22 protein-coding genes and 1 tRNA gene are annotated in these 22,391 nt (G+C 71.1%); 10 read left to right on the plus strand and 13 right to left on the minus strand.

What is annotated here, in order from left to right; genetic code table 11:
* Positions 1-226 precede the first annotated feature (226 nt).
* Positions 227-643, minus strand: coding sequence for a DoxX family protein (locus tag AB0H12_RS12885; RefSeq protein WP_499622965.1), 417 nt, complete (start codon positions 641-643; stop codon positions 227-229).
* A 125-nt stretch (positions 644-768) separates the two neighbouring features.
* Between AB0H12_RS12885 and AB0H12_RS12890 the strand changes: the two genes are divergently transcribed.
* Positions 769-1,320, plus strand: coding sequence for a DUF2020 domain-containing protein (locus AB0H12_RS12890; protein WP_499622967.1), 552 nt, complete (start codon positions 769-771; stop codon positions 1,318-1,320).
* Positions 1,321-1,380: 60 nt separating this feature from the next.
* On the opposite strand, the gene AB0H12_RS12895 is transcribed toward AB0H12_RS12890, so the two are convergent.
* The gene (locus AB0H12_RS12895) at positions 1,381-1,968 is read right to left on the minus strand and encodes a hypothetical protein (protein WP_499622969.1); all 588 of its coding nucleotides are present in this window, start codon (positions 1,966-1,968) and stop codon (positions 1,381-1,383) included.
* Positions 1,969-2,082: 114 nt separating this feature from the next.
* Between AB0H12_RS12895 and AB0H12_RS12900 the strand changes: the two genes are divergently transcribed.
* Genes AB0H12_RS12900 through AB0H12_RS12910 form a run of 3 tightly spaced genes read left to right on the plus strand, consistent with a single transcriptional unit; the run spans position 2,083 to position 4,238 of the window.
* Complete coding sequence (locus tag AB0H12_RS12900) at positions 2,083-2,631, plus strand: peptidylprolyl isomerase (protein WP_499622971.1); 549 nt, start codon at positions 2,083-2,085, stop codon at positions 2,629-2,631.
* Entirely contained in the window at positions 2,632-3,516 is an 885-nt protein-coding gene (locus AB0H12_RS12905) for a rhomboid family intramembrane serine protease (protein ID WP_499622972.1), read from the plus strand. It begins immediately after the preceding gene.
* Positions 3,517-3,518: 2 nt separating this feature from the next.
* Entirely contained in the window at positions 3,519-4,238 is a 720-nt protein-coding gene (locus AB0H12_RS12910) for an MBL fold metallo-hydrolase (protein ID WP_499622973.1), read from the plus strand.
* 7 nt (positions 4,239-4,245) lie between these two features.
* On the opposite strand, the gene AB0H12_RS12915 is transcribed toward AB0H12_RS12910, so the two are convergent.
* Complete coding sequence (locus tag AB0H12_RS12915) at positions 4,246-4,659, minus strand: PH domain-containing protein (protein WP_230569476.1); 414 nt, start codon at positions 4,657-4,659, stop codon at positions 4,246-4,248.
* A 216-nt stretch (positions 4,660-4,875) separates the two neighbouring features.
* Entirely contained in the window at positions 4,876-5,142 is a 267-nt protein-coding gene (gene crgA / locus AB0H12_RS12920) for a cell division protein CrgA (protein ID WP_499622974.1), read from the minus strand.
* 692 nt (positions 5,143-5,834) lie between these two features.
* Here crgA and AB0H12_RS12925 point away from each other — a divergent pair.
* Together AB0H12_RS12925 and AB0H12_RS12930 are read left to right on the plus strand one after the other, a co-directional pair.
* On the plus strand, positions 5,835-7,313 hold the full coding sequence (locus tag AB0H12_RS12925) for a class E sortase (protein WP_499622975.1): 1,479 nt from the start codon (positions 5,835-5,837) through the stop codon (positions 7,311-7,313).
* A complete protein-coding gene (locus AB0H12_RS12930) occupies positions 7,313-7,471 on the plus strand; it encodes a hypothetical protein (protein WP_170185175.1) in 159 nt (52 codons plus the stop codon). The genes AB0H12_RS12925 and AB0H12_RS12930 overlap by 1 nt, the downstream gene beginning before the upstream one ends.
* Positions 7,472-7,473: 2 nt before the next feature.
* Here the strand turns inward: AB0H12_RS12930 and AB0H12_RS12935 are convergent, their stop codons facing one another.
* The gene (locus AB0H12_RS12935) at positions 7,474-8,829 is read right to left on the minus strand and encodes an FAD-dependent oxidoreductase (RefSeq protein ID WP_499622976.1); all 1,356 of its coding nucleotides are present in this window, start codon (positions 8,827-8,829) and stop codon (positions 7,474-7,476) included.
* 65 nt (positions 8,830-8,894) lie between these two features.
* Here AB0H12_RS12935 and AB0H12_RS12940 point away from each other — a divergent pair, with 65 nt between their 5' ends.
* The gene (locus AB0H12_RS12940; protein ID WP_499622977.1) at positions 8,895-9,539 is read left to right on the plus strand and encodes an aminodeoxychorismate/anthranilate synthase component II; all 645 of its coding nucleotides are present in this window, start codon (positions 8,895-8,897) and stop codon (positions 9,537-9,539) included.
* Between the two features lie 63 nt (positions 9,540-9,602).
* Here AB0H12_RS12940 and pknB read toward each other — a convergent pair whose 3' ends face one another.
* The 7 genes from pknB to AB0H12_RS12975 form a co-directional block, all read right to left on the minus strand.
* Positions 9,603-11,606, minus strand: a complete 2,004-nt coding sequence (pknB, locus tag AB0H12_RS12945; RefSeq protein WP_499622979.1) for a Stk1 family PASTA domain-containing Ser/Thr kinase — start codon at positions 11,604-11,606, stop codon at positions 9,603-9,605.
* Between the two features lie 72 nt (positions 11,607-11,678).
* A complete protein-coding gene (locus AB0H12_RS12950; RefSeq protein WP_499622981.1) occupies positions 11,679-13,109 on the minus strand; it encodes a serine/threonine-protein kinase in 1,431 nt (476 codons plus the stop codon).
* Entirely contained in the window at positions 13,109-14,572 is a 1,464-nt protein-coding gene (locus AB0H12_RS12955) for a peptidoglycan D,D-transpeptidase FtsI family protein (RefSeq protein WP_499622983.1), read from the minus strand. Before AB0H12_RS12955 ends, AB0H12_RS12950 begins: the two co-directional genes overlap by 1 nt.
* The gene (locus AB0H12_RS12960; protein WP_498771320.1) at positions 14,569-16,032 is read right to left on the minus strand and encodes an FtsW/RodA/SpoVE family cell cycle protein; all 1,464 of its coding nucleotides are present in this window, start codon (positions 16,030-16,032) and stop codon (positions 14,569-14,571) included. The genes AB0H12_RS12955 and AB0H12_RS12960 overlap by 4 nt, the downstream gene beginning before the upstream one ends.
* A 4-nt stretch (positions 16,033-16,036) precedes the next feature.
* Positions 16,037-17,422, minus strand: a complete 1,386-nt coding sequence (locus AB0H12_RS12965; protein ID WP_499622985.1) for a PP2C family protein-serine/threonine phosphatase — start codon at positions 17,420-17,422, stop codon at positions 16,037-16,039.
* Positions 17,419-17,880 (minus strand): FHA domain-containing protein FhaB/FipA, encoded by a 462-nt coding sequence (locus tag AB0H12_RS12970; RefSeq protein WP_230569468.1) that lies wholly within the window; start codon positions 17,878-17,880, stop codon positions 17,419-17,421. The genes AB0H12_RS12965 and AB0H12_RS12970 overlap by 4 nt, the downstream gene beginning before the upstream one ends.
* 55 nt (positions 17,881-17,935) lie before the next feature.
* Positions 17,936-19,120, minus strand: a complete 1,185-nt coding sequence (locus AB0H12_RS12975) for an FHA domain-containing protein (RefSeq protein ID WP_499622987.1) — start codon at positions 19,118-19,120, stop codon at positions 17,936-17,938.
* A 116-nt stretch (positions 19,121-19,236) separates the two neighbouring features.
* Here AB0H12_RS12975 and AB0H12_RS12980 point away from each other — a divergent pair.
* The 3 genes from AB0H12_RS12980 (at position 19,237) to AB0H12_RS12990 (ending at position 21,034) form a co-directional block, all read left to right on the plus strand.
* Positions 19,237-19,322: transfer RNA gene (locus tag AB0H12_RS12980), tRNA-Leu, on the plus strand.
* Between the two features lie 447 nt (positions 19,323-19,769).
* On the plus strand, positions 19,770-20,387 hold the full coding sequence (locus AB0H12_RS12985; RefSeq protein ID WP_498771311.1) for a hypothetical protein: 618 nt from the start codon (positions 19,770-19,772) through the stop codon (positions 20,385-20,387).
* 14 nt (positions 20,388-20,401) lie between these two features.
* The gene (locus tag AB0H12_RS12990) at positions 20,402-21,034 is read left to right on the plus strand and encodes an SDR family oxidoreductase (RefSeq protein WP_499622989.1); all 633 of its coding nucleotides are present in this window, start codon (positions 20,402-20,404) and stop codon (positions 21,032-21,034) included.
* A 32-nt stretch (positions 21,035-21,066) separates the two neighbouring features.
* Here AB0H12_RS12990 and AB0H12_RS12995 read toward each other — a convergent pair whose 3' ends face one another.
* Positions 21,067-22,344, minus strand: coding sequence for a D-arabinono-1,4-lactone oxidase (locus AB0H12_RS12995; RefSeq protein ID WP_499622991.1), 1,278 nt, complete (start codon positions 22,342-22,344; stop codon positions 21,067-21,069).
* Positions 22,345-22,391: the final 47 nt, after the last annotated feature.

The following is a 22,391-nucleotide window of genomic DNA, read 5'->3' on the forward strand; positions in this document are numbered from 1 at the left end:
GCTCGGCACACCGGTTTCCTGTGAGTGGTAAAAGTCCGGTTTGCCGGGGTTGAGTTCAGGGGCGCGAAAGTTTCGCGTTTGGTGTTTACTGGGGTGTAACCGCCGGGTCATCCCCTGCGTGAGGCAAGTCGTCCGACGGGTGGTCCGGCGGTGGTTTTCGCGGTAAGCCGACAAGTGAGGGCCCGCACCCAATGCCGCTGGGTGCGGGCCCTCGTCTTGGCCGCTGCTATGCGTTGACGAGCGCCTGTTCCCGCTTCCGTGCGGAGATCACCTTGTCCACGGCCCAAGCGCCGGGACCGGTGAACGCCAACAGCAGGAACACCCACGCGTACACCGCGGCCAGCTCGCCCTTGTTCTGGATGGGCAGGAGCCCGGCGGACTGGTGGACGACGAAGTACGCGTAGGCCATCGCACCGGATGAGATCAGCGCGGCGATCCGGGTGCCGAGGCCGATGACGATCAACGCGCCACCGACGAACTCGATCAGTCCGGCCGGGCCGGACGGCCAGTCGGTGATCGACACAGCACCCTTGGAGCCCAGCACGCCGAACAACTTCTGCGCGCCGTGGCACATGAACAGCACACCGACGACAATCCGGAACACAGCGATGGCGTGGTCTCGACCGCGGTCAAAGATGTTCATCTTGACTGAGTCCTCACATTGCAGGGGCGGCCGGCAGGGTAAGGACACCGTAATGTGGATTACCTTGTGTGCCTAGGTGGTCACGTGTCGATTCGCTGTCCGGCATCTGATTGACTGGCTGCCCTATGAACCGAGTGCTGCTCACCGCCCTGCCGTCCCTGCTGGTCCTCGGCGCGCTGACCGCCTGCGCGACCGCCGACCCGACCCCGGTTCCCGCCGCCGGGACGACCACCAGCGCAGTGGCGAAGACGACGACCACGCCCGCCGGGCCGCCGCCCGCGCCGGAGCCCGCGACCGAGGGCCAGTGCCCCTACCTGGCCTCTTCGGTCGTGCAGGAGGCGAACGGGCAGCTGGTGCGGAAGGTTCGGCTGTCCGCAGGCCAACCCGACCCGGCCTGCTTCTTCTACGCCAACGCCACGGACGTGCAGTTGTCCGTCTGGGTGTTCCGGGGTGAGCCGGAGACGGCGAAGGCGGTGGTCGACCGGGCCGCGCCGGTCGCCGACTCGAGCCCGGCGACGGTTCCCGCCGGGTGGAACGGCGGCTCGCTGACCACCGCGACGGGCGCGGTGTACGCCGTGGCCAAGGGTGGCAACGCGGTGGTCGTGACCAGCAACCAGAAGCAGACGATCAAGACCCGCCGGATCGCCGAGACCGTGGTCGGCAACCTCGGGCTGTGAGCGGGCACGCCTTCGCGCCCGCCCCCTTGAGGGGCGGGCGCGAAGGCCTTCTTCTTCCGGTCAGCTGCGGCTGTGCTGGTCGGAGACCTGGCCGTTGCGGGCCGCGTGCGGGCGGACGGACTCGGCGGCGCCGGCCGTGGTGGGCTCGGACGTGATCTCCACGTCGTCCTCCTCCAGGTGCACCTCCTGCGGCCGCTTGGTCAGCGCGACGTACCCCGCGACCGCGGCGGCGGCGAACACGCCGAGCACCCACGGCCAGCGGCGGCGCTTGGGGTGCCTGGCCGCGGCCATCTCCTTGCGCGCCTGCTTCGCGGCCTTGCGCACGTCCTTCGCGCGCACCTTGGCCTCCTTGCGCGCCCGCTCGGCGGCCTTCACGACGTCCTTGCGGACGCCTTTGGCCCTCTTCGCGAGCTGCTTGCGACCGCGCCTGGTGGACTTCTCGTACTCCTCGGCCTTCTCCACCAGCGCACCCGCCTTGTCGGCGACGACACCGCGGACGTAGTCCTTGGTCACACCGCGCTCGGCGAGCTTGCCCTCGGCGCGCTCCGCGAGTTGAACAGCCGCGTCCGCACCGACGTGACCAGCGCGGACGGCGCTGCGGCGAACAGCCCGCACCGCCTTGCCGACCGACTCCCCGGCCCGGGTCATGGCGTCTACCTCATCCATATCGCGCTCCAGAAGCTGTCGGTCAGTCACGTTCCAGGCAATACCCATCGTGCCCCTTTCCCAACCACCTCGCCCCTTGATGGCACGATGGGTGGTGTGGCAGACAGCAACGAATCGTTCGTGGGGACCAAGCTGACGGCGACCCTGCACACCTCGCAGGGCGACATCCGCGTCAACCTCTTCCCCGACCAAGCCCCCAAGACGGTGGCCAACTTCGTCGGCCTGGCCGAGGGCACGAAGAGCTACTCCGACCCCAACGCGAAGGGCGAGACGTCCGGCCCGTTCTACGACGGGTCGATCTTCCACCGGGTGATCGCGGGCTTCATGCTCCAGGGCGGTGACCCCACGGGCACCGGACGCGGCGGCCCCGGCTACAAGTTCGCCGACGAGTTCCACCCGGAGCTGCAGTTCAACAGGCCCTACCTGCTGGCGATGGCCAACGCCGGGCCCAACAGCAACGGCTCGCAGTTCTTCATCACGGTCGCGCCGACCACCTGGCTGAACTTCAAGCACACGATCTTCGGCGAGGTCGCCGACCAGGACTCGCGCAACGTGGTGGACGCGATCGGCGCCGCACCCACCGGCGCCGGCGACCGCCCGGTCACCGACGTGGTGATCCAGAAGGTCTCGGTGGAGCGGGCCTGAGTGGCCGACTCGCCGATCTCCCCGCCGCCCGGTGAGCCGATCGGGGCGCGACCAGACCTGCCGGTCTGCGTGCGCCACCCCGACCGGGCCACCGGGCTGCGGTGCGTCCGCTGCGACCGGCCGGCGTGCCCGGAGTGCCTCCGCGAGGCGTCCGTCGGCCACCAGTGCGTCGACTGCGTGAACGAGGGCCGGGCCACGGTGCGCCGGCCGCGCACGTTCGTCGGCGCGGAGTACTCCCGGCGCATGGTGGTCACACCGGTGCTGATCGCGGTGAACGTGCTGCTCTTCGCGATCACGGCGGCCCAGGCGGGCAGCGTGGCGACCAACCAGCGGTCGGCGCTGTTCCTCGACTTCGTGATGTACACGCCGTCGGTCGCCTTGGACGGCGAGTGGTGGCGGCTGGTGACGTCGGGGTTCCTGCACTTCGGGCCCCTGCACCTGGCGTTGAACATGATCGCGCTGTACGTGCTCGGCCGTGACCTGGAACCCGTGTTCGGCAAGCTGCGGTTCTCCGCGGTGTACGGGGTGTCGCTGCTCGGCGGCGGGCTCGCGGTGTACCTGTTCGGCGGGGTCGACACGGTGGTGGCCGGTGCGTCCGGCGCGGTGTACGGCCTGATGGGCGCGATGCTGGTGGCCGTGCTGCGGCTCAAGCTCAACCCCGGCCCGGCGCTCGGCGTGATCGGCTTGAACGTCGTGCTCAGCTTCACCCTGCCGGGCATCTCCCTGCTCGGGCACATCGGCGGCCTGGTGATCGGCGCGGCGCTGACCGCCGGGCTGGTCTACGCGCCGGCCGCGAAGCGGAACAACTGGCAGCTGGCGGCGGTGGTCGCCGCGGTCGTGCTGCTGGCGGTGCTGGCGGTCGTGCGGACCGGGCAGCTGGTCTGACGGTGCGGCTGACCGTCCTGGGCGGCGTCGGCGCGTGGCCGACGGCCGCCCAGCCGTGCAGCGGTTACCTGGTGGAGCACGACGGGTTCACGCTCCTGGTGGACCCGGGTTACGCGACGTTCCCGGCGTTGCAGGCGCAGCTGCCCGCGGCGGCGGTGGACGCCGTGCTGGTCAGCCACGGGCACCCCGACCACTGCGCCGACCTCAACCCGTTGCTTCGGGCCCGCGCGCTCGGGCCTTCGGCTCCGGTGCTGCCGGTCCACGCGCCGGAGGGTGCGCTGGACCGCGTGCTGGCACTGGACCAGGTGCCCTTGGGACACGCGTGCTCGGTGCACGTGGTCGAGCGGTCGTTCGAGGTGGGGCCGTTCCGGGTGGACACGTGGGACCTGCCGCACTTCGTGCCGAACGCGGGTCTGCGGCTCACGGCCGGTGGCCGGGTGATCGCCTACACGGGTGACACCGGGCCGAGCCCGGCGCTGGTCGACCTCGCGCGGGACGCGGACGTGTTCGTGGCCGAGGCGACGTTCGCCCGGCACGTGCGGCCGGCGGACAACGCGCCGTACCTGTCGACGGCCGAGCAGGCGGGCGCGAACGCGCGCCGGGCCGGTGTCGGCAGGCTCGTGCTGGCGCACCTGTGGCCGGGCGTCGACCCGGCGGAGCACCTGGAAGCGGCCGGTCACGCCGCCGACGTCGCCGTGCCGGGTCTGGTCGTCGACCTCTGACAGCTCGTCACGGGCGCAGGGCGTGCAGGACGTCCGCCACGTCGCGCGGGTCCGTGCCGAGGTCCAGCGGGGTGAAGACGTACAGCCGCTCGTCCTCGCCGCGGTGCCAGTCCAGCTCCAGCGTGGCCGTCTCGCGGCCGAGCCTGCGGGTGCGGGCCAGGCGCACCTTCACCTCGTGCCACGGCAGCTGCCGCGCGCCGCTCAGGGTGCGCACGGTGAGGCCTGAGTCGTCCACCAGCAGCCTGGGGCGCACCAGGGTGCCGTAAGCGCCCAGCGCGAGCTGGACGAGCGTGGCGAGGCCCAGGAAGACCCGGCTCACCGGGTCCGAGCTGAGAATCGTGACCAGCAGGAACACGGCGGCCAGGCCCCAGGCGAGGCCGACGAGGCCGGGCTGGGGCGACCAGGTGCGCGGTGGGTTCACGCTTCCGAGTCTGCCGCACTTGTGGACAACTGGGGCCTCCGACCGGGGCTTGTGCAAATTGGCGCAAAGTTGTCCACAGGAGTTGTCCCCATTGGGGATGACTTACAGCTGTGTGCTTCGGTGACCGTCAGGTGAACCGGGTGAACGACGGGGTAACGCGGAACGGCCCGGACGTGGAGCACGTCCGGGCCGTCAGCCACTTGGCGTAGCGCGTGGTCAGCGCCATTTCATGGTCATCAGCAAGCCGACGATCATCAGGGCGAATCCGATGCCGAAGTTCCAGGACCCGAGTTCCATCATCACCGGGACCTTCTCGCCCGCGATGTAGTTGACCACCAGCCACGCCAGCCCCAACAGCATCATGCCGAGCATCACGGCGACGTAGACGGGGTGCGACGGCCCCGCTGCCTTGACCTTCACCGGGGTGCGGCGATCGGCAGGCGCCGTGTAGACGGCCTTCTTGCGGACCTTGGACTTGGGCATGCTGTCCTCGCCTGACGGGTGGATAGGCCTCCAGTGGCGCGAGTTCACGTCCACTGCTGGATGAACACGTTAACGTAACCGAGCAGGTCCCTGAAGCACCGTGTAGTCCTGGAACGTTCGGCTTGGGAGGTTTTCCGGTGAGCTACGACCCGCCCCCGCCGCAAGGCGGCCCGCCGGGCCGACCGCCACGACCCAGGCCACAGCCGCCCCACGCCACCGGCGAACCGCCGCTCCCCGGCCACCGCCCGCCCACGCCGCCAGGCGGTTTCAGCAGGCCATCGACCCCTCCCGGTGGTTTCGACCGCCCGGCAGGCCCGAACCGGCCCCTCACCCCTCCCGGTGGATTCGACCGCCCGCCGACGCCACCGGGCGGGTTCGACCGGTCGGGAGGACACTCCGGTGACCTCGACCGGCCGGCGACGCCGGCCGGAGGTTTCAGCCGTCCGGGGGAGTCCTACCCGCCCAGCACCGAGCCGCCCCCGACCGGTCGCCGGGCGCGTCGGGACGAGGCGCCGTCGTCCGAGCCGCCCTACGCCGAGCCGTACGCCGCCGAGCCGCCGCCCACCGGCCGCCGAGCCCGCCGCGACGACGTTCCTCCGCCGGTCGAGCCGCCGCCCACCGGCCGTCGGGCGCGTCGGGACGGGGTACCGCCGGTCGACCCCCCGGTCGCCCGTCGCGCGCGCCGTGACGACGTGCCGCCGGTCGAGCTGCCGCCGGCCGAGCCGCCTGTCGCGCGCCGTGCGCTCCGGGGTGACGTCGCGCCGCCGGTGGAGCCCTACGCCGAGCCACCCGCCGTCCGCCGTGCCCGCCGGGACGACGTCCCGAACCCGGCCGGACCGCCGGCCACCGGTCGCCGCGCGCGCCGTGACGAGATGGGCCCGCGCGTCGAGCCCACCGGAGTCGAACCGCCCGCCGGCCGCCGCGCCCGCCGCGACGACGTGCCGCCCGTGCCGACGCACGCCGAGGAGACCACGTACGTCGAGCCGGTCCGAGCCGACCCGCCGCCCGACGGCCGCCGCGCCCTGCGCGACGAAGCGCCCGCGGGCCGTCGCCGTCCGACCGACGACCCGTCCATCCGGCCCGCGCCCTCCGAGGTGGCCGCCCGGCTCGGCGGGGCCGCGCCACCGCCCGGCGCGGCGCGTCCCCGGCCCGCGCCGCCGGAAGCCGACGCCACCCGCTACACGAACGCGTTCTCCGGCAGCCTGCCGCCGCCCCCCGGCGCCCGCCCGGCGGCCCCGCCGCGCCGCCCTCGCCCCGTCGACCCGCCCACCGAGGTCATCGCACCCGTGGACGACTACGAGGACGAGTACGAGGACTACGAAGACGAGTACTACGAGGACGACGACTACTACGACGACGAGGACGACCAGCCGGGCCCGCCGCCCGACAGCACGGCGCGCAAGGCGGTCCGCACCGTCGGCGAGCTGCTGATCACGGCCGGCCTGGTCATCCTGCTGTTCGTGGTCTACGAGGTGTACGTCACCGACCTCATCTCGGCCGGCAAGCAGGACGACGCCACCCAGGCGCTGGACGACCAGTGGAACGCGAACACGGTCGAGTCCGACCAGCAGCGCCAGGCCCAGTACGAGCTGCTGGACGGCCAGGCGTTCGCCAAGATGTACATCCCGGTGTTCGGCCCGGACTACAAGTTCTCCATCGTCGAGGGCACCACCGACAAGGACTTGGAGATCGGACCCGGCCACTACAAGGGCACCGCGCTGCCGGGCGACCCGGGCAACTTCTCCGTCGCGGGCCACCGGGTGGGCAAGGGCGCGCCCTTCAACGACCTCGACCTGCTCAACTCGTGCGACGCGATCGTGGTCGAGACGCAGACCCAGTGGTTCGTCTACCGGGTGATGCCGAAGTCCGGCGAGGTGGCGGACTGGGCGGCGCGGCAGTCCGACCCGAAGTGCGCCAAGGTCTCGCCGCTGGGCGCGCCGTACGACAAGGCGGTCGGCCAGGCGATCGTGCTGCCCACCCAGGGCGAGGTGATCAACCCCGTGCCCTACTTCGAGGGCGAGGTGCCCGCGGCGCAGCAGGCGGCGCTGATGACGCTGACCACCTGCCACCCGCGGTTCTCCGACAAGCAGCGGCTCATCGTGCACTCGGTGCTGACGATGAGCTACCCGAAGGCGCCCGGTTTCGTGCCCGAAGAGATGAAGGAGCAGTGATGTACGGGTGGATCTGGCGGCACCTCCCCGGCCCGCTGCCCGTGCGCGTCCTCGAAGCGCTGGTGCTCGTGGCAGGGGTGGTGGCGCTGCTGATGTTCGTGGTGTTCCCGTGGGCGGAGCCGAAGCTGCCGTTCAACAACGTGACGACGCCCCAGTAGCCCTATGACCGGCAGATGTCGGTCATCTCCGCCCGGTCGACGACCTTCACCCGGTCCCGGCCGCGCGCGGCGCCGAGGGCGAGTTCGTGCGCGTCGAGCTTGCGCCACCCGTCCACGGTGGTGAACGGCACGGCGCGCTGCTCCAGGAACCGGACCACGGCGTCGGGCGCGCGGCTCGGCGCGACCGGCAGCAGCGGCGCGTCCGCGAGCAGGCTGGTGACGGTCTCCAGCGCGTCGCCCTTGGTGTGGCCGATGAGCCCGACCGGGCCGCGCTTGATCCAGCCGGTGACGTAGACCCCGGTCATCGCCTGCTCGTCCAGGTCGAGCACCCGGCCGGCCTGGTGCGGCACGGTGCCGGAGGCGTGGTCGAACGGCAGGTCGACCAGGTGCGTGGACAGGTAGCCGACGGCCCGGTACACCGCCTGCACCGGCCAGTCGGTGAACTCGCCCGTGCCGCGCACGCCGCCGTCGCCGGTCAGCTCCATCCGCTCGGTGCGCAGGCCGGTGACCGACGACGACCCCAGCACCTCGACGGGCGCTTCGAGGAAGTGCAGGTGCAGCCGGCGGGGACGCGAGCCGACGTCGCGGATCGCCCACTCCTGCAGCGTCTTGACCACCATCTCGACCTGCTTGTTCGACCGGATCGACGCCATGCTCGCCGCGTCGAAGTCGATGCCCTCCGGGTGCACGATCACCTCGACGTTGGGCGAGTGGTCGAGCTCGCGCAGCTCCAGCGGGGTGAACTTGGCCTGCGCCGGTCCACGCCGGCCGAACACGTGCACGTCGGTGACGGGGCTGGCCCGCAGACCCTCGTGCACGTTGTCGGGGATGTCGGTGCTCAGCAGCTCGTCGGCGGTCTTGGCCAGCACGCGGGCGACGTCGAGCGCGACGTTGCCGACGCCGAGGACGGCGACCTCGCGCGCCCGCAGCGGCCACGTGCGCGGCACGTCGGGGTGGCCGTCGTACCAGGACACGAACTCGGCCGCGCCGTAGGAGCCGTCCAGGTCGATGCCGGGGATGTCGAGCGGGCGGTCCTTCTCGGCGCCGGTGGAGAAGACCACCGCGTCGTAGAAGTGCCTGAGGTCGTCGAGCTTGAGGTCGACGCCGTACTCGACGTTGCCGAAGAACCTGATCCCCGGCCGGTCCAGCACGCGCTGCAGGGCGTTGACGATGCCCTTGATGCGCGGGTGGTCCGGTGCGACGCCGTACCTGATCAAGCCGTACGGGGCGGGCATCCGCTCGAAGAGGTCGATGGCCACTTCGGCGCCCGACTCGGCCGCGGACTTGGTCAGGATGTCGGCGGCGTAGATGCCGGCGGGGCCGGCGCCGACGACGGCGACGCGCAGGGAACGGGTCATACCACTAGGTTAGGTGAGCCTAAGCTCACTTCTGGCGAGAGGTTCGTCACGGCTACGCTGGCACCATGCGCGTGCTCGTGGTCGACAACTACGACAGCTTCGTCTACAACCTCGTCCAGTACCTGGCCCAGCTCGGGGTCGAGTGCGTGGTCCGGCGCAACGACGCCGTCGAGCTGGACGAGATCGCCGAGGTCGGCGGCGTCCTCGTCAGCCCCGGCCCCAGCACGCCGGACAAGGCGGGCAAGAGCATGGACGTCATCCGCCACTGCGCGGACAACGGCGTCCCGGTGTTCGGGGTGTGCCTCGGCCACCAGGCCATCGGCGCGGTGTGGGGCGGCACGGTCGACCTGGCGCCCGAGCTGCTGCACGGCAAGACCAGCGTCGTGCACCACAACGGCGGCGGCGTGCTGAACGGCGTGCCGAGCCCGTTCACCGCGACCCGCTACCACTCCCTGACCGTGCTCCCGGACACCATCCCGGCCGAGTTCGAGGTGACCGGGCGCACCGAGTCCGGCGTGGTCATGGCCATGCGCCACCGCGAGCTGCCGGTCGAGGGCGTCCAGTTCCACCCGGAGTCCGTGCTGACCGAAGGCGGCCACCGGATGCTGGCGAACTGGCTCGCGGTGTGCGGGTTCGAGGTGCCCGAGGGCACCGTCCTCCAGCTGGAGAACGGCATGCGCCAACTCGCCGCGGCGGCCCACCGGAAGTAGTCGACCCGGCCCGGACGACGAAAAGGCCCCCTCCGGTGTGGAGGGGGCCTTTTCGCTGCCCGGCTACCTGGTCGACGTGGGTCCGCCGACCTTGAACTCGGCCAGGGTCACGTTGATCCGCGCGTTCTTGGCCGCCGGCGCGTTCGCCTTGATCTCCTGGTCCAGGATCTCGTTGTTCTGGCTGATGTCGGTGACCGTCTGCTTCTGGGTGACGGTGAGGTCGTTGCCGGTCCACCCGGCCTGGCTCAGCCTGGTGCGCGCCTGGTTCTCCGTGAGCCCGCGCAGGTCGGGCATGATGAACTGGTTGTTCTTGGACACGCTCAACGTCACCAGCGTGCCCTTCTCCGCCCGTCCCGGACCCGGGTTCTGCGTGACGACCTCGTTCAGCGGCTCGGGGCTGTCGACCTCCTTGGTCTGCACCTTGAACCCGTTGCCCTCGAGCGTGGCGCGCGCGTTGTCCAGCGTCTGGCCGGTCACGTCCGGCAGCTGCGCGGTCTCCGGCGCCTTGCCCAGCGACACCGTGACCGCGCTGCCCTTGGTCGCCGAGACGCCGGGAGCGGGCGACTGCTCCACGACCTTGCCGACCAGGTTCGGGTCCTCGGTCTCGACGGTCCCGGTGGCCTGCTGGAAGACCCAGCCCTCGGCTTCCAGCTTCTTCTGCGCGTCGCTCGGGCTCAGCCCGGTCACGCTCGGCACCGCCGCGGACGCGGGCGGAGCGCCGATCACCATCTTGACCACGCTGCGCTTGTCGACCTCGCGGTTGGCGGGCGGGTCGGTCAGGACCACCTTGCCGACCTGTTCGTCGGTGCAGGCGGGCTCGGCACCCGGCTGGCACGCCGTCAGCACGACCTCGACCTGCAGCTGCCTGGCCTCCAGCTCGGCGTACGCCGCCGACTGCTCCTTGCCGACCAGCGACGGCACGGTGACCTTCTCCGAGGCCGCGGTGTTGTCCTTCTCGCTGAGCAGCGTGGTGGTGATCCACGTGGCGAGCGCGAGCACGGCGATGCACAGCAGGACGACCAGGGTGACCATGATCGCCTTCTTGCGCCGGGCGCGCCGCTCTTCCTCTTCCTCGGCCAGCGGGTCGTACTCGGCGGGTTCCTCGCGCTGCGCCGACGGCCGGTGCCGACCGCCACCGGTCGGTGCGACCTCGGTGCGCGGCGACGACGTCTGGTTGAGCACCGCGGTGCGGTCCTCCGCCGTCATCACGGCGGGCGCCGAGGGCCGCTGACCGGACAGCACGCGCACCAGGTCCGCGCGCATCTCCGCGGCCGACTGGTAGCGGTTGGCCGGGCCCTTGGCCATCGCCTTGAGCACGATCGCGTCCAGCGCGGGCGTCACCTTCGGGTTCAGCGCCGACGGCGGCTTCGGGTCCTCCCGCACGTGCTGGTAGGCCACCGCCACGGGCGAATCGCCGGTGAACGGCGGCTCGCCGGTCAGCAGTTCGAACAGCACGCAGCCCGACGCGTACACGTCGGAACGCCCGTCGACGGCCTCGCCGCGGGCCTGCTCCGGTGACAGGTACTGGGCCGTCCCTATCACCGCGGCCGTCTGGGTGACCGCGGCCTGGCCGTCGTGCACCGCGCGCGCGATGCCGAAGTCCATCACCTTCACCGCGCCCGCCCGGGTGATCATGACGTTCGCGGGCTTCACGTCCCGGTGCACGATGCCGTGCCGGTGGCTGAAGTCCAGCGCGGCCGACACGTCGGCCATGACCTCCATCGCCCTCTTGCCCGACAGCGGACCCTGCGTCTTCACGATGTCGCGCAGCGTGCGGCCGTCGACGAACTCCATCACGATGTAGGGCAGCGGGCCGTACTCGGTCTGGGTCTCACCGGTGTCGTAGACCGCGACGATGGCGGGGTGGTTCAGCGCCGCCGAGTTCTGGGCCTCGCGACGGAACCGTTCCTGGAACTGGGTGTCACGGGCGAGGTCGGCGCGCAGGACTTTGATGGCCACGTCCCGGCCGAGCCGGACGTCCCGGCCCTTGTGCACCTCCGACATGCCGCCGTAGCCGAGGGTCTCACCCAGTTCGTAGCGGTTGGAGAGCAGTCGCGGAGTGCTCATCAGTGCTTCGTCCCGCTCCTCGTCAACGGTCTCACCATCAAGCCTTGCGTTCGCTGTCGTACCGTTTCGGCATCAAGTCGGCACACACGTCACCGTGACCCGTGAGCCGATCGCAATCTCACCGGTCGGCGCCAGGTCCGACACCAGGCACCGCTCGGGCTCCAGCGGCGCACCCCCGTCCTCGGAGTGCACCTCGGGTTCCAAGCCGTGCCCGGAGAGCTTCTTCGCGACTTCGTCCACCGGGAGGTCGACGTAGTCGGACTTCGTGATCGTCACCTTCGGCTTGCCGGGGAGGCGATCGGTCGAGTCGTCCAACGGGCGGGCGCTCGTGGTGCCAGTGCCCTGCTGGTTCGCACCGCCGGGCACCTCGTCGCCCTTCAGCGCCCAGCGCAGGATGACCACGCCGAGCACCAGCAGCGCGACCAGCAGCACAGCGACCATAACCCACAGCGCGGCGCGGTTGCGCCCCGGCGGCCGCGGGCCCGGTGGCAACGGACGGAAAGCACCCGTGTGCGGAGTGTTCATGCCTGGTGGGACGGGTTGCATGCCCGGACGCGACCCGGGATGGGTCACCGGAACGCCCGGTCGGGTGTGCTGCGCGGGCGGCGTCATCGGCCCGGCCATCGGCGTGCCGACCGCCATGGCCAGGCCGGACGGCGCGGGCAGCGGCTGCCCGGCGCGCACCGCGCCCACCGCCGAGGCGAACTCGCCGCCGTTGCGGTAGCGCTGGCGCGGGTCCTTCACCAGGGTCGCCTCGATCAGCGCCCGCGGGCCGGGCGGCACGTCCGGCGGCAACGGCGGCGCGATGTCCCGGATGTGCATCATCGCGACCGTCACCGCGTTCTCCGACAGGAACGGCCGGTGCCCGGTCAGGCACTCGTAGCCGCACACCGCCAGCGCGTACACGTCCGACGCCGGCTCGGCGGCGTGACCGAGGGCCTGCTCCGGCGCGATGTAGTGGGCCGTGCCCATGACCATGCCGCTGTGGGTGACCGGCGCCGCGTCAGCGGCCTTCGCGATGCCGAAGTCGGTGATCTTCACCTTGCCGGTCGGGGTCACCAGGATGTTGCCCGGCTTCACGTCCCGGTGCACCAGCCCGCGCTCGTGCGCCGCCTGCAACGCGTTGCCCGCCTGCTCCAGCACGTCGAGCGTGCGGTCCGCGTTCAGCCTGCCGCGGGCGATGATCGCGGCCAGCGGCTCGCCCTCGACCAGCTCCATCACCAGGTAGGCGGTGTCCTCCGGCCCGTCCGGGATCGACGCGGTCTCGCCGTAGTCGTGCACCGCGGCGATGCCGGGGTGGTTGAGCGACGCGGTCGTGCGCGCCTCGATGCGGAACCGGTTCAGGAACTCGGCGTCCCCGCTGAGCTCGGCCTTGAGCACCTTCACCGCGACCTTGCGGTCGAGCCGGGTGTCGTCGGCCTCCCAGACCTCGCCCATGCCGCCGACGGCGATCCGCTTGCTGAGGCGGTACCGCTCGGCGAGCAACTGGCCGGAGGTCAGCATCAGCGTCCCCCGAGGTAGGCGCCGATGACCGCGCGTCCGATCGGGGCGGCGACCCGGCCGCCGGTGGCCGCCAGGCCCTGCTGGCCGCCGTTCTCCACGATCACCGCGATCGCGATCTCCGGCTTCTCGGCCGGCGCGAACGCCACGTACCAGGCGTGCGGGTTGGTCGAGCGCACGTTCTCGCCGTGCTCGGCGGTGCCGGTCTTGGACGCGATGGTCACGCCGCTGAGCTTGCCGCCGCCACCGGTGTTGTTCTCCGAGGCGATCATCATGTCGCGCAGCGCCTTGGCCTGGTCGGCCTCCATCGCCTCGTCGACCTCGTCCGGCTTGGTCTCGCTGATCGCCTGGAGGTCGGGCGCCAGGATCTTGCCGACCAGGTGCGGCTGCATCCGCACGCCGCCGTTGGCGATGGTCGCCGCCATCACCGCGTTGGCCAGCGGCGTCACCCGGACGTCCTTCTGGCCGATGCCGGTCTGGTAGACCGACGGCTTGTCCGACATCGGGCCGAGCGTCGAGGGCACCACCGACAGCGGGATCGACAGGTCCTGCTCGCCGATGCCGAACTTGGCCGCCTGGTCGCGCAGCTTGTCCGCGCCCAGCTCGGCGGCCAGCACCGCGAACGCCGTGTTGCACGACTTGGCCAGCGCCTCCTCCAGCTTGGCCGTGACGCCGTTGCCGCAGTTGGTGTCGTTGAAGTTCGGCAGCGGGGTGTTCGTGCCGGGCAGCGTGATCACCGGGCGGCCGTCGACGTCGCTGTCCTTGGTCTTGCCCTCGGCCAGCGCCGCCGCCGTCACGACCAGCTTGAACGTCGAGCCGGGCGGGTAGTTCTCGTGGATCGCGCGGTTGAGCATCGGCTTGGACTTGTCCGCGTCGTAGCCGACCCAGGCCTCTTCCTGCACGTCCACGTCGTGGCTGGCGAGCACGTTCGGGTCGTAGGACGGGGTGCTGGCCATGGCCAGGATCTCCCCGGTCTGCGGCCGGATCGCGACCACCGTGCCGGTCACGCCCTGCAGCCGCTCGAACGCCGCCTGCTGGAGCTTCGCGTCGATCGTCAGCTGGAGGCTGCCGCCCTTGGGGTCGCGGCCGGTGATCAGGTCCGACACCCGGCGGGCGAACAGCCGGTCGTCCGAGCCGTTGAGCAGGTCGTCCTCGGCGCGCTCCATGCCGCCCGCGCCGTACAGCGTGGAGAAGTAGCCGGTCACCGGCGCGAACACCGGGCCGTTGGCGTAGGTCCGCAGGTAGCGCAGCCGGTCGTCCACCCGCTGCACGCTGGCCAGCGGCGTGCCGTCGGCGGCGATGATCTGGCCGCGCTCGCGCGAGTACTGGTCCAGGATCACCCGGCGGTTCAACGGGTCCTTGCGGTAGTCGTCGGCCTTGATGACCTGCACGTACGTCGCGTTGCCCAACAGCAGGAGGATCATCGCCATCATGGCGAGGCCGACCCGGCGGAGCGGTGTGTTCATTTCGGACGCTCCACCATGACTGTGAACTGGTCGGCGATGGCCGGCTGCTGCGGTCGGGGCTTCGGCGTCGACTTCGGCGCGCGTGCCGCGTCCGAGATGCGCAGCAGCAGCGCCACCAGGATGTAGTTGGCCAGCAGCGAGGAACCGCCGTAGGACAGGAACGGCGCGGTGATGCCCGTCATCGGGATCAGCTTCGTCACGCCGCCGACGACGATGAAGATCTGGAACGCCACCGCGAACGCCAGACCGCCGCCGAGGAGCTTGCCGAACGTGTCCCGCACGGCGAGCGCGCTGCGCAGGCCGCGCAGGGCGAACACGGTGTAGATCAGCAGCACCGCGGCCAGGCCGACGAAGCCGAGCTCCTCGCCGATCACGGCGGTGATGAAGTCGGTGTTGGCCTCGGGGATCTGGTCCGGCCGCCCGCCGCCGAGGCCCGCGCCGAACAACCCGCCGGTGCCGAGCCCGAACAGCGACTGCACGATCTGGTAGCCCGCGCCGGACGGGTCCGCGAACGGGTCGAGCCAGTTCTGCACCCGGATCTGGACGTGCCCGAACAGCTTCCACGCCACGAACGCGCCGACGCAGAACATCATCACGCCCAGCACGACCCACGCGGCCCGCTCGGTCGCCACGTACAGCAGCACCAGCACGATGCCGAAGAACAGCAGCGAGCTGCCCAGGTCCTTCTGCAGCACCATGATGCTCACGCCGACCGCCCACGCGGCGATCAGCGGGCCGAGGTCGCGGGCCCGCGGCAGGTCCAGGCCGAGCACCCGGCGGCCCGCGATGGTGAAGAGGTCCCGCTTCGAGACCAGGAACGCGGCGAAGAACACCATCAGCAGGATCTTCGCGAACTCGCCGGGCTGGATCGAGAACGCGCCGAAACTCAGCCAGATCTTCGCGCCGTTGATCTCCGGCGCGATGAAGCTCGGCAGCACGCCGGGCAGCACCAGCGCCACCAGGCCGAGCAGACCGGCCGTGTAGCCGTAACGGGCCAGCGTGCGGTGGTCGGACAGCACCTTCAACGCGGTGCAGAACAGCACCAGCGCGATCGCCGTCCACAGCACCTGCTTCGGCGCGGCGGAGGACCACACCTGGTTGTTCGGCAGCTTCACGTCCGCCATGGCCAGGTCGATCCGGTGGATCATGACCAGGCCGAGGCCGTTGAGCAGCGCGACGCACGGCAGGATCACCGGGTCGGCGTAGGGCGCCCACTTGCGCACCGCGAGGTGCGCCACGGTCAGCAGCCCCAGGTACGCCAGGCCCAGCCACAGGATCCTCATGCTGAGTTCCTGCTCCTGGTTGGCCTCCACCAGGATCAGCGCGCCCGTCACCAACGTGGCGGCGAACGCGAGCATGAACAGTTCGGTGCTTCGTCGCGTGGGCGGCCTCAACCCGGGCGACGTGCTGCTCGCCGCCGCGAGCGGTGTGCCCTCAGCGCCGGTGACCGGCGAACCCATGCGACTACTGACCCTTTCGGCAATCCGTGCCCGGCTGCTGCACGGGCGTGGTGAGGGGTGTCCCCTCCACAGTGGTGGACGCCGGCGCCTCGGTCGAGGTTGCCGTCGGCGGCGCGGCGGTGGTGGACGTCCCCGTGGTGCTCTCCGCGGTGTCCTTCGGGCAGAACGGCAGCGTCTGCTCGGTGCGCAGCCTGCGGATCGCCTCCCGGGCGCCCTCCAGGCCGTCCACGTCGGTGATGCCGTTGCGCACGACGTCCCGGGTGGCGACCTTCAGGTCCTCCACCGTGATCGGCTCGCACGCCTGCGCGCCCGGCGGGCACGAGCCCTCCACCTTGCGGTGCAGGTCGAAGCCGAACACGCTGCCGGTGACGCCGCGGAACACCGACACCTCGCCGTTGACGCCCTCGCCGACGTAGTACTGGCGCAGGACGTACCAGCGCGTGCCGAGGCCGGCCGCGACCACCAGCAGGAGCAGGAAGACCACCAGCGCGACCGCCTTGAGCCGGTTGCCGCGCGCCCGCCGGGGGTCCGGCTGGGGCATCGGCTCGACCCGCTGCGGTATCGGGCGCGGCCCGGTGATGGAACTCGCCCGCGAGGCGGGCGAGTCGGGTGGTGGCGGGTCTTCGCTGCCGTCTCCGGCCGCGCCGCCCACTATGGGCGCGTCCTCCCCGAAGTCGACGTCGACCACGTCGGCGACGACGACCGTCACGTTGTCGGGGCCGCCGCCCTTGAGCGCCAGCTCGATCATCCGGTCCGCGCACGCCTGCGGGTCCGGGATCCGGATCGCCTCTTCCAGCGTCTCCATGCTGACCACGCCGGACAGGCCGTCCGAGCACAGCAGGTAGCGGTCGCCCGGACGGGCCTCCCGCACCATCAGCCTCGGCTCCACCTCGTGGCCGGTCAACGCGCGCAGCAGCAGCGAGCGCTGCGGGTGCGTGGCCGCTTCCTCTTCGGTGATCCGTCCCTCGTCGATCAACGACTGCACGAACGTGTCGTCGTGCGTGATCTGCGTGAACGTGCCGTTGCGGAGCATGTAGGCGCGGGAGTCGCCGATGTGCACCATGCCCAGCCGCGAGCCCGCGAACAGCACGGCGGTGAGCGTCGTGCCCATGCCGTCCAGGTCCGGGTCGCTCTGCACGAGCTCGGAGATGGCGCCGTTGCCGGCGATCACCGCGTCGCGCAGCTGGCCGAGCAGGTCGTCGCCCGGCTCGTCGTCGTCGAGCGGGGCCAGGGCGGCGATGACGACCTTGCTGGCCACCTCGCCCGCGGCGTGGCCGCCCATGCCGTCGGCGAGCGCGAGCAGGCGTGGACCCGCGTACACGGAGTCCTGGTTGTTCGAACGGACCAGGCCCCGGTCGCTGCGGGCCGCGTATCGGAGGACGAGAGTCATGAGCGCAGCTCGATCACCGTTTTGCCAATTCGGATCGGGGAGCCGAGCGGAACCCGGATCGGGGCCGTGACCTTCGCCCGGTCGAGATACGTGCCGTTCGTGGAGCCGAGGTCCTCCACGTACCAGTCGGTGCCGCGCATCGACAGCCGCGCGTGCCTGGTCGACGCGAAGTCGTCGTCCAGCACGAGCGTGGAGTCGTCGGCGCGGCCGATCATGATCGGCCGGCCGTCCAGGGAGATGCGCGTGCCCGCCAGCGCGCCGTGTGTCACGACGAGCTGTCGGGCCGCCTTGTTGCCCCGGGCGGCCTTGCTAGTGCCTCTGCCGAACTTGGGCGTCGGGACACGGAGCCCCGACGCCGCGTACAGGTCGGAGCGGACCACTCGAAGCGCAGCCAATACGAACAACCAGAGCAGGACGAGGAAACCCGCTCTGGTCAGCTGCATCACCAGCTCTGGCACCGGTTGTAACCGCTCCTGACTTGAGTGCCGTCACGCCTACGCCCGAATCGACCGCTCAGCCCTGGGTGCGGTAGACCAGCGAGGAGTGGCCGATGCGGACGACGTCGCCTTCCGCGAGCTGCCAAGTCTGCACTGGTGTGCCGTTCACCGTGGTGCCGTTTGTCGAACCGAGATCAGCGAGCATGGCACTGTGCCCGTCCCACGTGATCTCCAGGTGCCTCCTGGAGACCCCGGTGTCGGGCAGCCGGAAGTCCGCTTCCTGGCCGCGGCCGACCACGTTGCCGCCCTGCTTGAGGTTGTACGTGCGGTTGGAGCCGTCGTCGAGGTGCAGCGTCGCGTTCAGCTGCCGCGGACCGGACTGGACCGCCGGCGGCGCGTAACCGCCCTGTGCCGGGTCGGCGTAGCCCTGCTGGCCGTAACCCTGCTGGCCGTAACCCTGGTCGTAGCCGGGCTGCTGGCCGTAGCCCTGGTCGTAGCCGGGCTGCTGGCCGTAACCCTGGTCGTAACCGGGCTGTCCGTAACCGGGCTGCTGCTGACCGTAACCCTGGTCGTAGCCCTGCTGCTGCCCGTAGCCCTGCTCGTAGCCGGGCTGCTGCTGGCCGTAGCCCTGGTCGTAGCCGGGCTGCTGGCCGTAGCCCTGGTCGTAACCGGGCTGCTGCTGGCCGTAGCCCTGGTCGTAGCCGGGTTGCTGCTGACCGTATCCCTGCTGGTCATAGCCCTGCTGCTGCTGGCCGTAGCCGCCCTGTGCATAGGGGTCGTAGGCGGGCTGGCCCTGTCCTTGTCCGTAGCCGGGAGGCTGGCTCATGGATCCGTCTCCTGCAGTGCGAGGTGGTGCTGACCGTCGGCTGGCAACTTTCACGTCGGGGTCGACGGACGAGCTGGTTCGGAACTGTCCCGTGTGCAGCGCGTCGGAGCGCTCCAGGGAGACTACGACGTCACCATAGGTATCCCATCCGCTCTCTTCGAGGTGCTCCCGGATGGAGTCCCCCAGAAGCTGGGTGATGCGTAGTTCATCCTGACCGTCCCCGGCAAGCCGATCGTGGTCCTGCGGACCCAGCAGGACCTGGAAGTGGTTCGGAGCGAGCAACCTGCCACCCGCCAACTCGCGGATGTTGCTCTCCGCCTCCCGCTGCAGTGCCTGGGCCACTTCCTGCGGGACGACGTTGCCACCGAACACACGCGCGAAGGTGTTCCCGACGATGCCTTCGAGACGGCGCTCGAAGCGCTGTACGAGGCCCACGGCAACCCTCCGACCCGGTCGACTTCCAAGACCGATCGTATCCGGGCTGACGTGGCGGGACACGGGGCAATTGGTAACCCGGACGGGGACCATGCTAGTGTTCTCCACGTCGCTCCGGGCGAGTGGCGGAATGGCAGACGCGCACGGTTCAGGTCCGTGTGTCCGAAAGGACGTGGGGGTTCAACTCCCCCCTCGCCCACCAAAACCATGAAGTCCCACCCACTGTCGTGGGTGGGACTTCATGGTTTTTCCGTCTTTTCGCCTCCGGCGGACGCGTGATGTCTGTCACCCGCCCAGCCGCGGCCGAACGTGGCGGCTCGGGGGCGGTCGGTCGATTTCGCACGGCGAGCGGTCGGCGGTGAGGTGGCCGGGCAGGCCGGCGGCCCCGGTCCGGCGGTCGTTCCAGGCGAGCGACGCACACGCTGAGCAGTCTTCCGGGCTCCGGGGGCCGTCGGGGTCACCCAGACGGCAGCACCGCCGGGCCGAAGTCCCCCCGGCGGTCGCCGACCGGTTACCGACCGCTCGACGCCGCCGATCGCAGGACGCCTTTTGCCCCGGGGGTGCGACCGGTCCCACCTGGTACGCCTTATCCAGAGCACGAGTCGAAACGCGACGGACAGCCCGTCGTGGTTGCCGAGGAGGCCCTGGCGTGAGCAGCACACCAGCACGGATCGCGGACACCGACGACGCCAGGGCGCTGTCGGCGACCGCTGTTCCGGTTCCCGAACTGCCCGGTTCCGTCGAGGAGCTGGCCGCCTCCGCGGCGGTGCGCCTCGGCTGGCACGGCGTGGTGCTGCCCGAGATGGTCCTCATGGGGCGCAAGGTGATCGTGGTGGCGGAGCTGCTGGCCGACGCGCACGCCGAGCGGCTGTGCCTCGGCGCGGGCCCGGAGACCGACCGCACCACCGTGTCCACCTGGGTGTGGCCGGAGATGGACGGCCGGGTGCCGCCCGCCGCGGTGCGGATCGTCGGCGTCCTGGCGGTCGCCCGGCACTGGCGGACCGCGCTGGCCTCGGCGGTGCCGTTCGCCCGCTTCGGCAACGCCGCCGCCGTCCTGCCGACGTCGGTCGTCTTCACGCACGACTACCTGGCCAACTGCCTGCCGCGGGTGCGCCGCTACGGCGTCTCGGTGCTGCTGGCCGACGAGGAGCTCCAGCTGAGCACGGACGTCGCCGGCCGCAACGAGACCGTGCCGGTCGAGGACACCGCGACCACCCGTTGGGTGAACGAACTCGTGTACGAGCAGGTGCTGGCGACCGCGTCCTGACCTACGGTCGGACCATGCGAGTAGTGATCGCGGGCGGACACGGCAAGATCGCGTTGCGGGTGGAGCGGCTGTTGGCCGCGAGGGGCGACAGCGTCACGGCGCTGGTGCGCAACCCGGACCACCACGCGGACGTGCTGGACGCGGGCGGTGTCCCCGTCCACTGCGACCTGGAGGCGACCGACGTCGCTTCGGTCGCGGAACTGTTGACCGGCGCGGGCGCGGCCCTCTTCGCCGCCGGCGCCGGACCGGGCAGCGGGGTGGCGCGCAAGGACACCGTGGACCGCGCCGCGGCGGTGCTGTTCGCGGAGGCGGCGGAGCAGGCGGGCGTGCGCCGGTTCATCCAGATCAGCGCCACGGGCATCGGCCGAACCACCGGTGACGAGGTGTTCGACGCCTACCTGGCGGCAAAGGGCGCCGCCGAGGACGACCTGCGCGAACGGGACCTGGACTGGACGATCCTGCGGCCGGGCCGGCTGACCGACGACGAGCCGACCGGCCGCGTGGAACTCGCCGAAAAACCGCTACGGGGTTCCGTACCGCGAGCCGACGTGGCAGCAGTCGTCGTCGCCCTCCTGGACCGCCCCGGCACCGTCCGCCGCACCTACGAACTGATCTCCGGCGACACCCCTGTCGCCGACGCCTTCTAGCCCCCCGCCACACCCTTCCCGGCCACCGGGGATCAGCCCAACACCCGGTCGAGGTAGGCGTTGGTGAACTTCCCCTCGGGGTCGACCTCGGCGCGAACCCGGCGGAAGTCGTCGAAGTGCGGGTACCGCCCACGCAAAGCTCCGGCCGAGAGACCGTGCATCTTCCCCCAGTGCGGACGCCCGCCCACCGCGCCCGCGATCCGCTCGAACGCGTCGAAGTACCGCCGGTACGGCATCCCGAGGTACTGGTGCACCGCGATGTAAGCCGTGTCACGTCCGTGCGCCGTCGACAGCCAGATGTCGTCGCCCTGGGCCACCCGCACCTCGACCGGCACGATGACGCCGTGCTCGAGACCGCCCACCGCCGCCCGGAGCTCCCGCAGCACGTCGTGCAGCGCCGCCCGCGGCACCGCGTACTCGGTCTCCACGAACCGCACCCGCCGGGGCGTGACGAAAACACGGTGTGAGACGTCCCGGTAGTCGCGCTCCGACAGCAGCGACCCGCACACCCGGTTGAGCGTCCTGGTGGTCGACGGCACGGCCTTCGCCAGCTTGCAGACCAGCCCGAACGCGCCGTTCTCCATCACCTCGTACTCGTAGAACCGGCGCAGCGCCGACAGCGGCGCGGCGGGCTCGTCGACCCGGTTGTTCCGCTTCACGATCACCCGGTCGGAGTGCGGGAACCAGTGGAACTCCACGTGGTCCTCGACCGCGGTCAGGTGGTCGAACTCCTCCAGCACCGCGTCCAACCGCCCGGGGAACTCGCGGGCGTGCAGCACGAACGACGGCACGCACCGCAGCGTCACCGTGCTGATCACGCCCAGCGCGCCGAGCCCGACCCTGGCCGCCTGGAACAGCTCGGGCCGTTCGTCGGCCGAGCACCGCACCAGCGACCCGTCGGCGAGCACGAGCTCCAGCGCCACCACCTGCGTCGCCAGGCCGCCGAGCTTCGCCCCCGTGCCGTGCGTGCCCGTCGAGATCGCACCCGCGACGGTCTGCGCGTCGATGTCCCCGAGGTTCGCCATGGCCAACCCGAGCACGTCCAGCAGCGCGTTGAGCTGGTGCAACGTCGTCCCCGACCGGACCGTCACCAGGGTTCCCGACACGTCGACGATCCCGGTCCACGCGTCGAGGTCGATCGCCACACCGGGCGCGACCGCGATGCCGGTGAACGAGTGCCCGCTACCGCGCGGGCGGACACTGGACGCGCCCACCACGACCGAAGCGAGCTCGTCGACGCTCGCCGGGTGCTCCACCCGGTGCGGGTTCGCGGACGCCGTGCGCGACCAGTTCGTCCACGGGGTCGCCATGCCCACCTCCGGATGTGACGCGTTGCACGAACCGTAGGTGAAAGCTA

The organism is Actinosynnema sp. NPDC023794 (assembly GCF_040639675.1).
In the GTDB taxonomy this organism is placed as follows: Bacteria; Actinomycetota; Actinomycetes; order Mycobacteriales; family Pseudonocardiaceae; genus Actinosynnema; species Actinosynnema luteola.

Coding starts and splice junctions, on each gene's coding strand:
- AB0H12_RS12895 (WP_499622969.1), bottom strand. CDS start 1,968: ATGACCCGGGCCGGGGAGTCGGTCGGCAAGGCGGTGCGGGCTGTTCGC.
- AB0H12_RS12950 (WP_499622981.1), bottom strand. CDS start 13,109: ATGCTGACCTCCGGCCAGTTGCTCGCCGAGCGGTACCGCCTCAGCAAG.
- crgA (WP_499622974.1), bottom strand. CDS start 5,142: ATGCCCAAGTCCAAGGTCCGCAAGAAGGCCGTCTACACGGCGCCTGCC.
- AB0H12_RS12955 (WP_499622983.1), bottom strand. CDS start 14,572: ATGAACACACCGCTCCGCCGGGTCGGCCTCGCCATGATGGCGATGATC.
- AB0H12_RS12885 (WP_499622965.1), bottom strand. CDS start 643: ATGAACATCTTTGACCGCGGTCGAGACCACGCCATCGCTGTGTTCCGG.
- pknB (WP_499622979.1), bottom strand. CDS start 11,606: ATGAGCACTCCGCGACTGCTCTCCAACCGCTACGAACTGGGTGAGACC.
- AB0H12_RS12990 (WP_499622989.1), top strand. CDS start 20,402: ATGCGAGTAGTGATCGCGGGCGGACACGGCAAGATCGCGTTGCGGGTG.
- AB0H12_RS12965 (WP_499622985.1), bottom strand. CDS start 17,422: ATGACTCTCGTCCTCCGATACGCGGCCCGCAGCGACCGGGGCCTGGTC.
- AB0H12_RS12930 (WP_170185175.1), top strand. CDS start 7,313: ATGTACGGGTGGATCTGGCGGCACCTCCCCGGCCCGCTGCCCGTGCGC.
- AB0H12_RS12890 (WP_499622967.1), top strand. CDS start 769: ATGAACCGAGTGCTGCTCACCGCCCTGCCGTCCCTGCTGGTCCTCGGC.
- AB0H12_RS12940 (WP_499622977.1), top strand. CDS start 8,895: ATGCGCGTGCTCGTGGTCGACAACTACGACAGCTTCGTCTACAACCTC.
- AB0H12_RS12935 (WP_499622976.1), bottom strand. CDS start 8,829: ATGACCCGTTCCCTGCGCGTCGCCGTCGTCGGCGCCGGCCCCGCCGGC.
- AB0H12_RS12995 (WP_499622991.1), bottom strand. CDS start 22,344: ATGGCGACCCCGTGGACGAACTGGTCGCGCACGGCGTCCGCGAACCCG.
- AB0H12_RS12960 (WP_498771320.1), bottom strand. CDS start 16,032: ATGGGTTCGCCGGTCACCGGCGCTGAGGGCACACCGCTCGCGGCGGCG.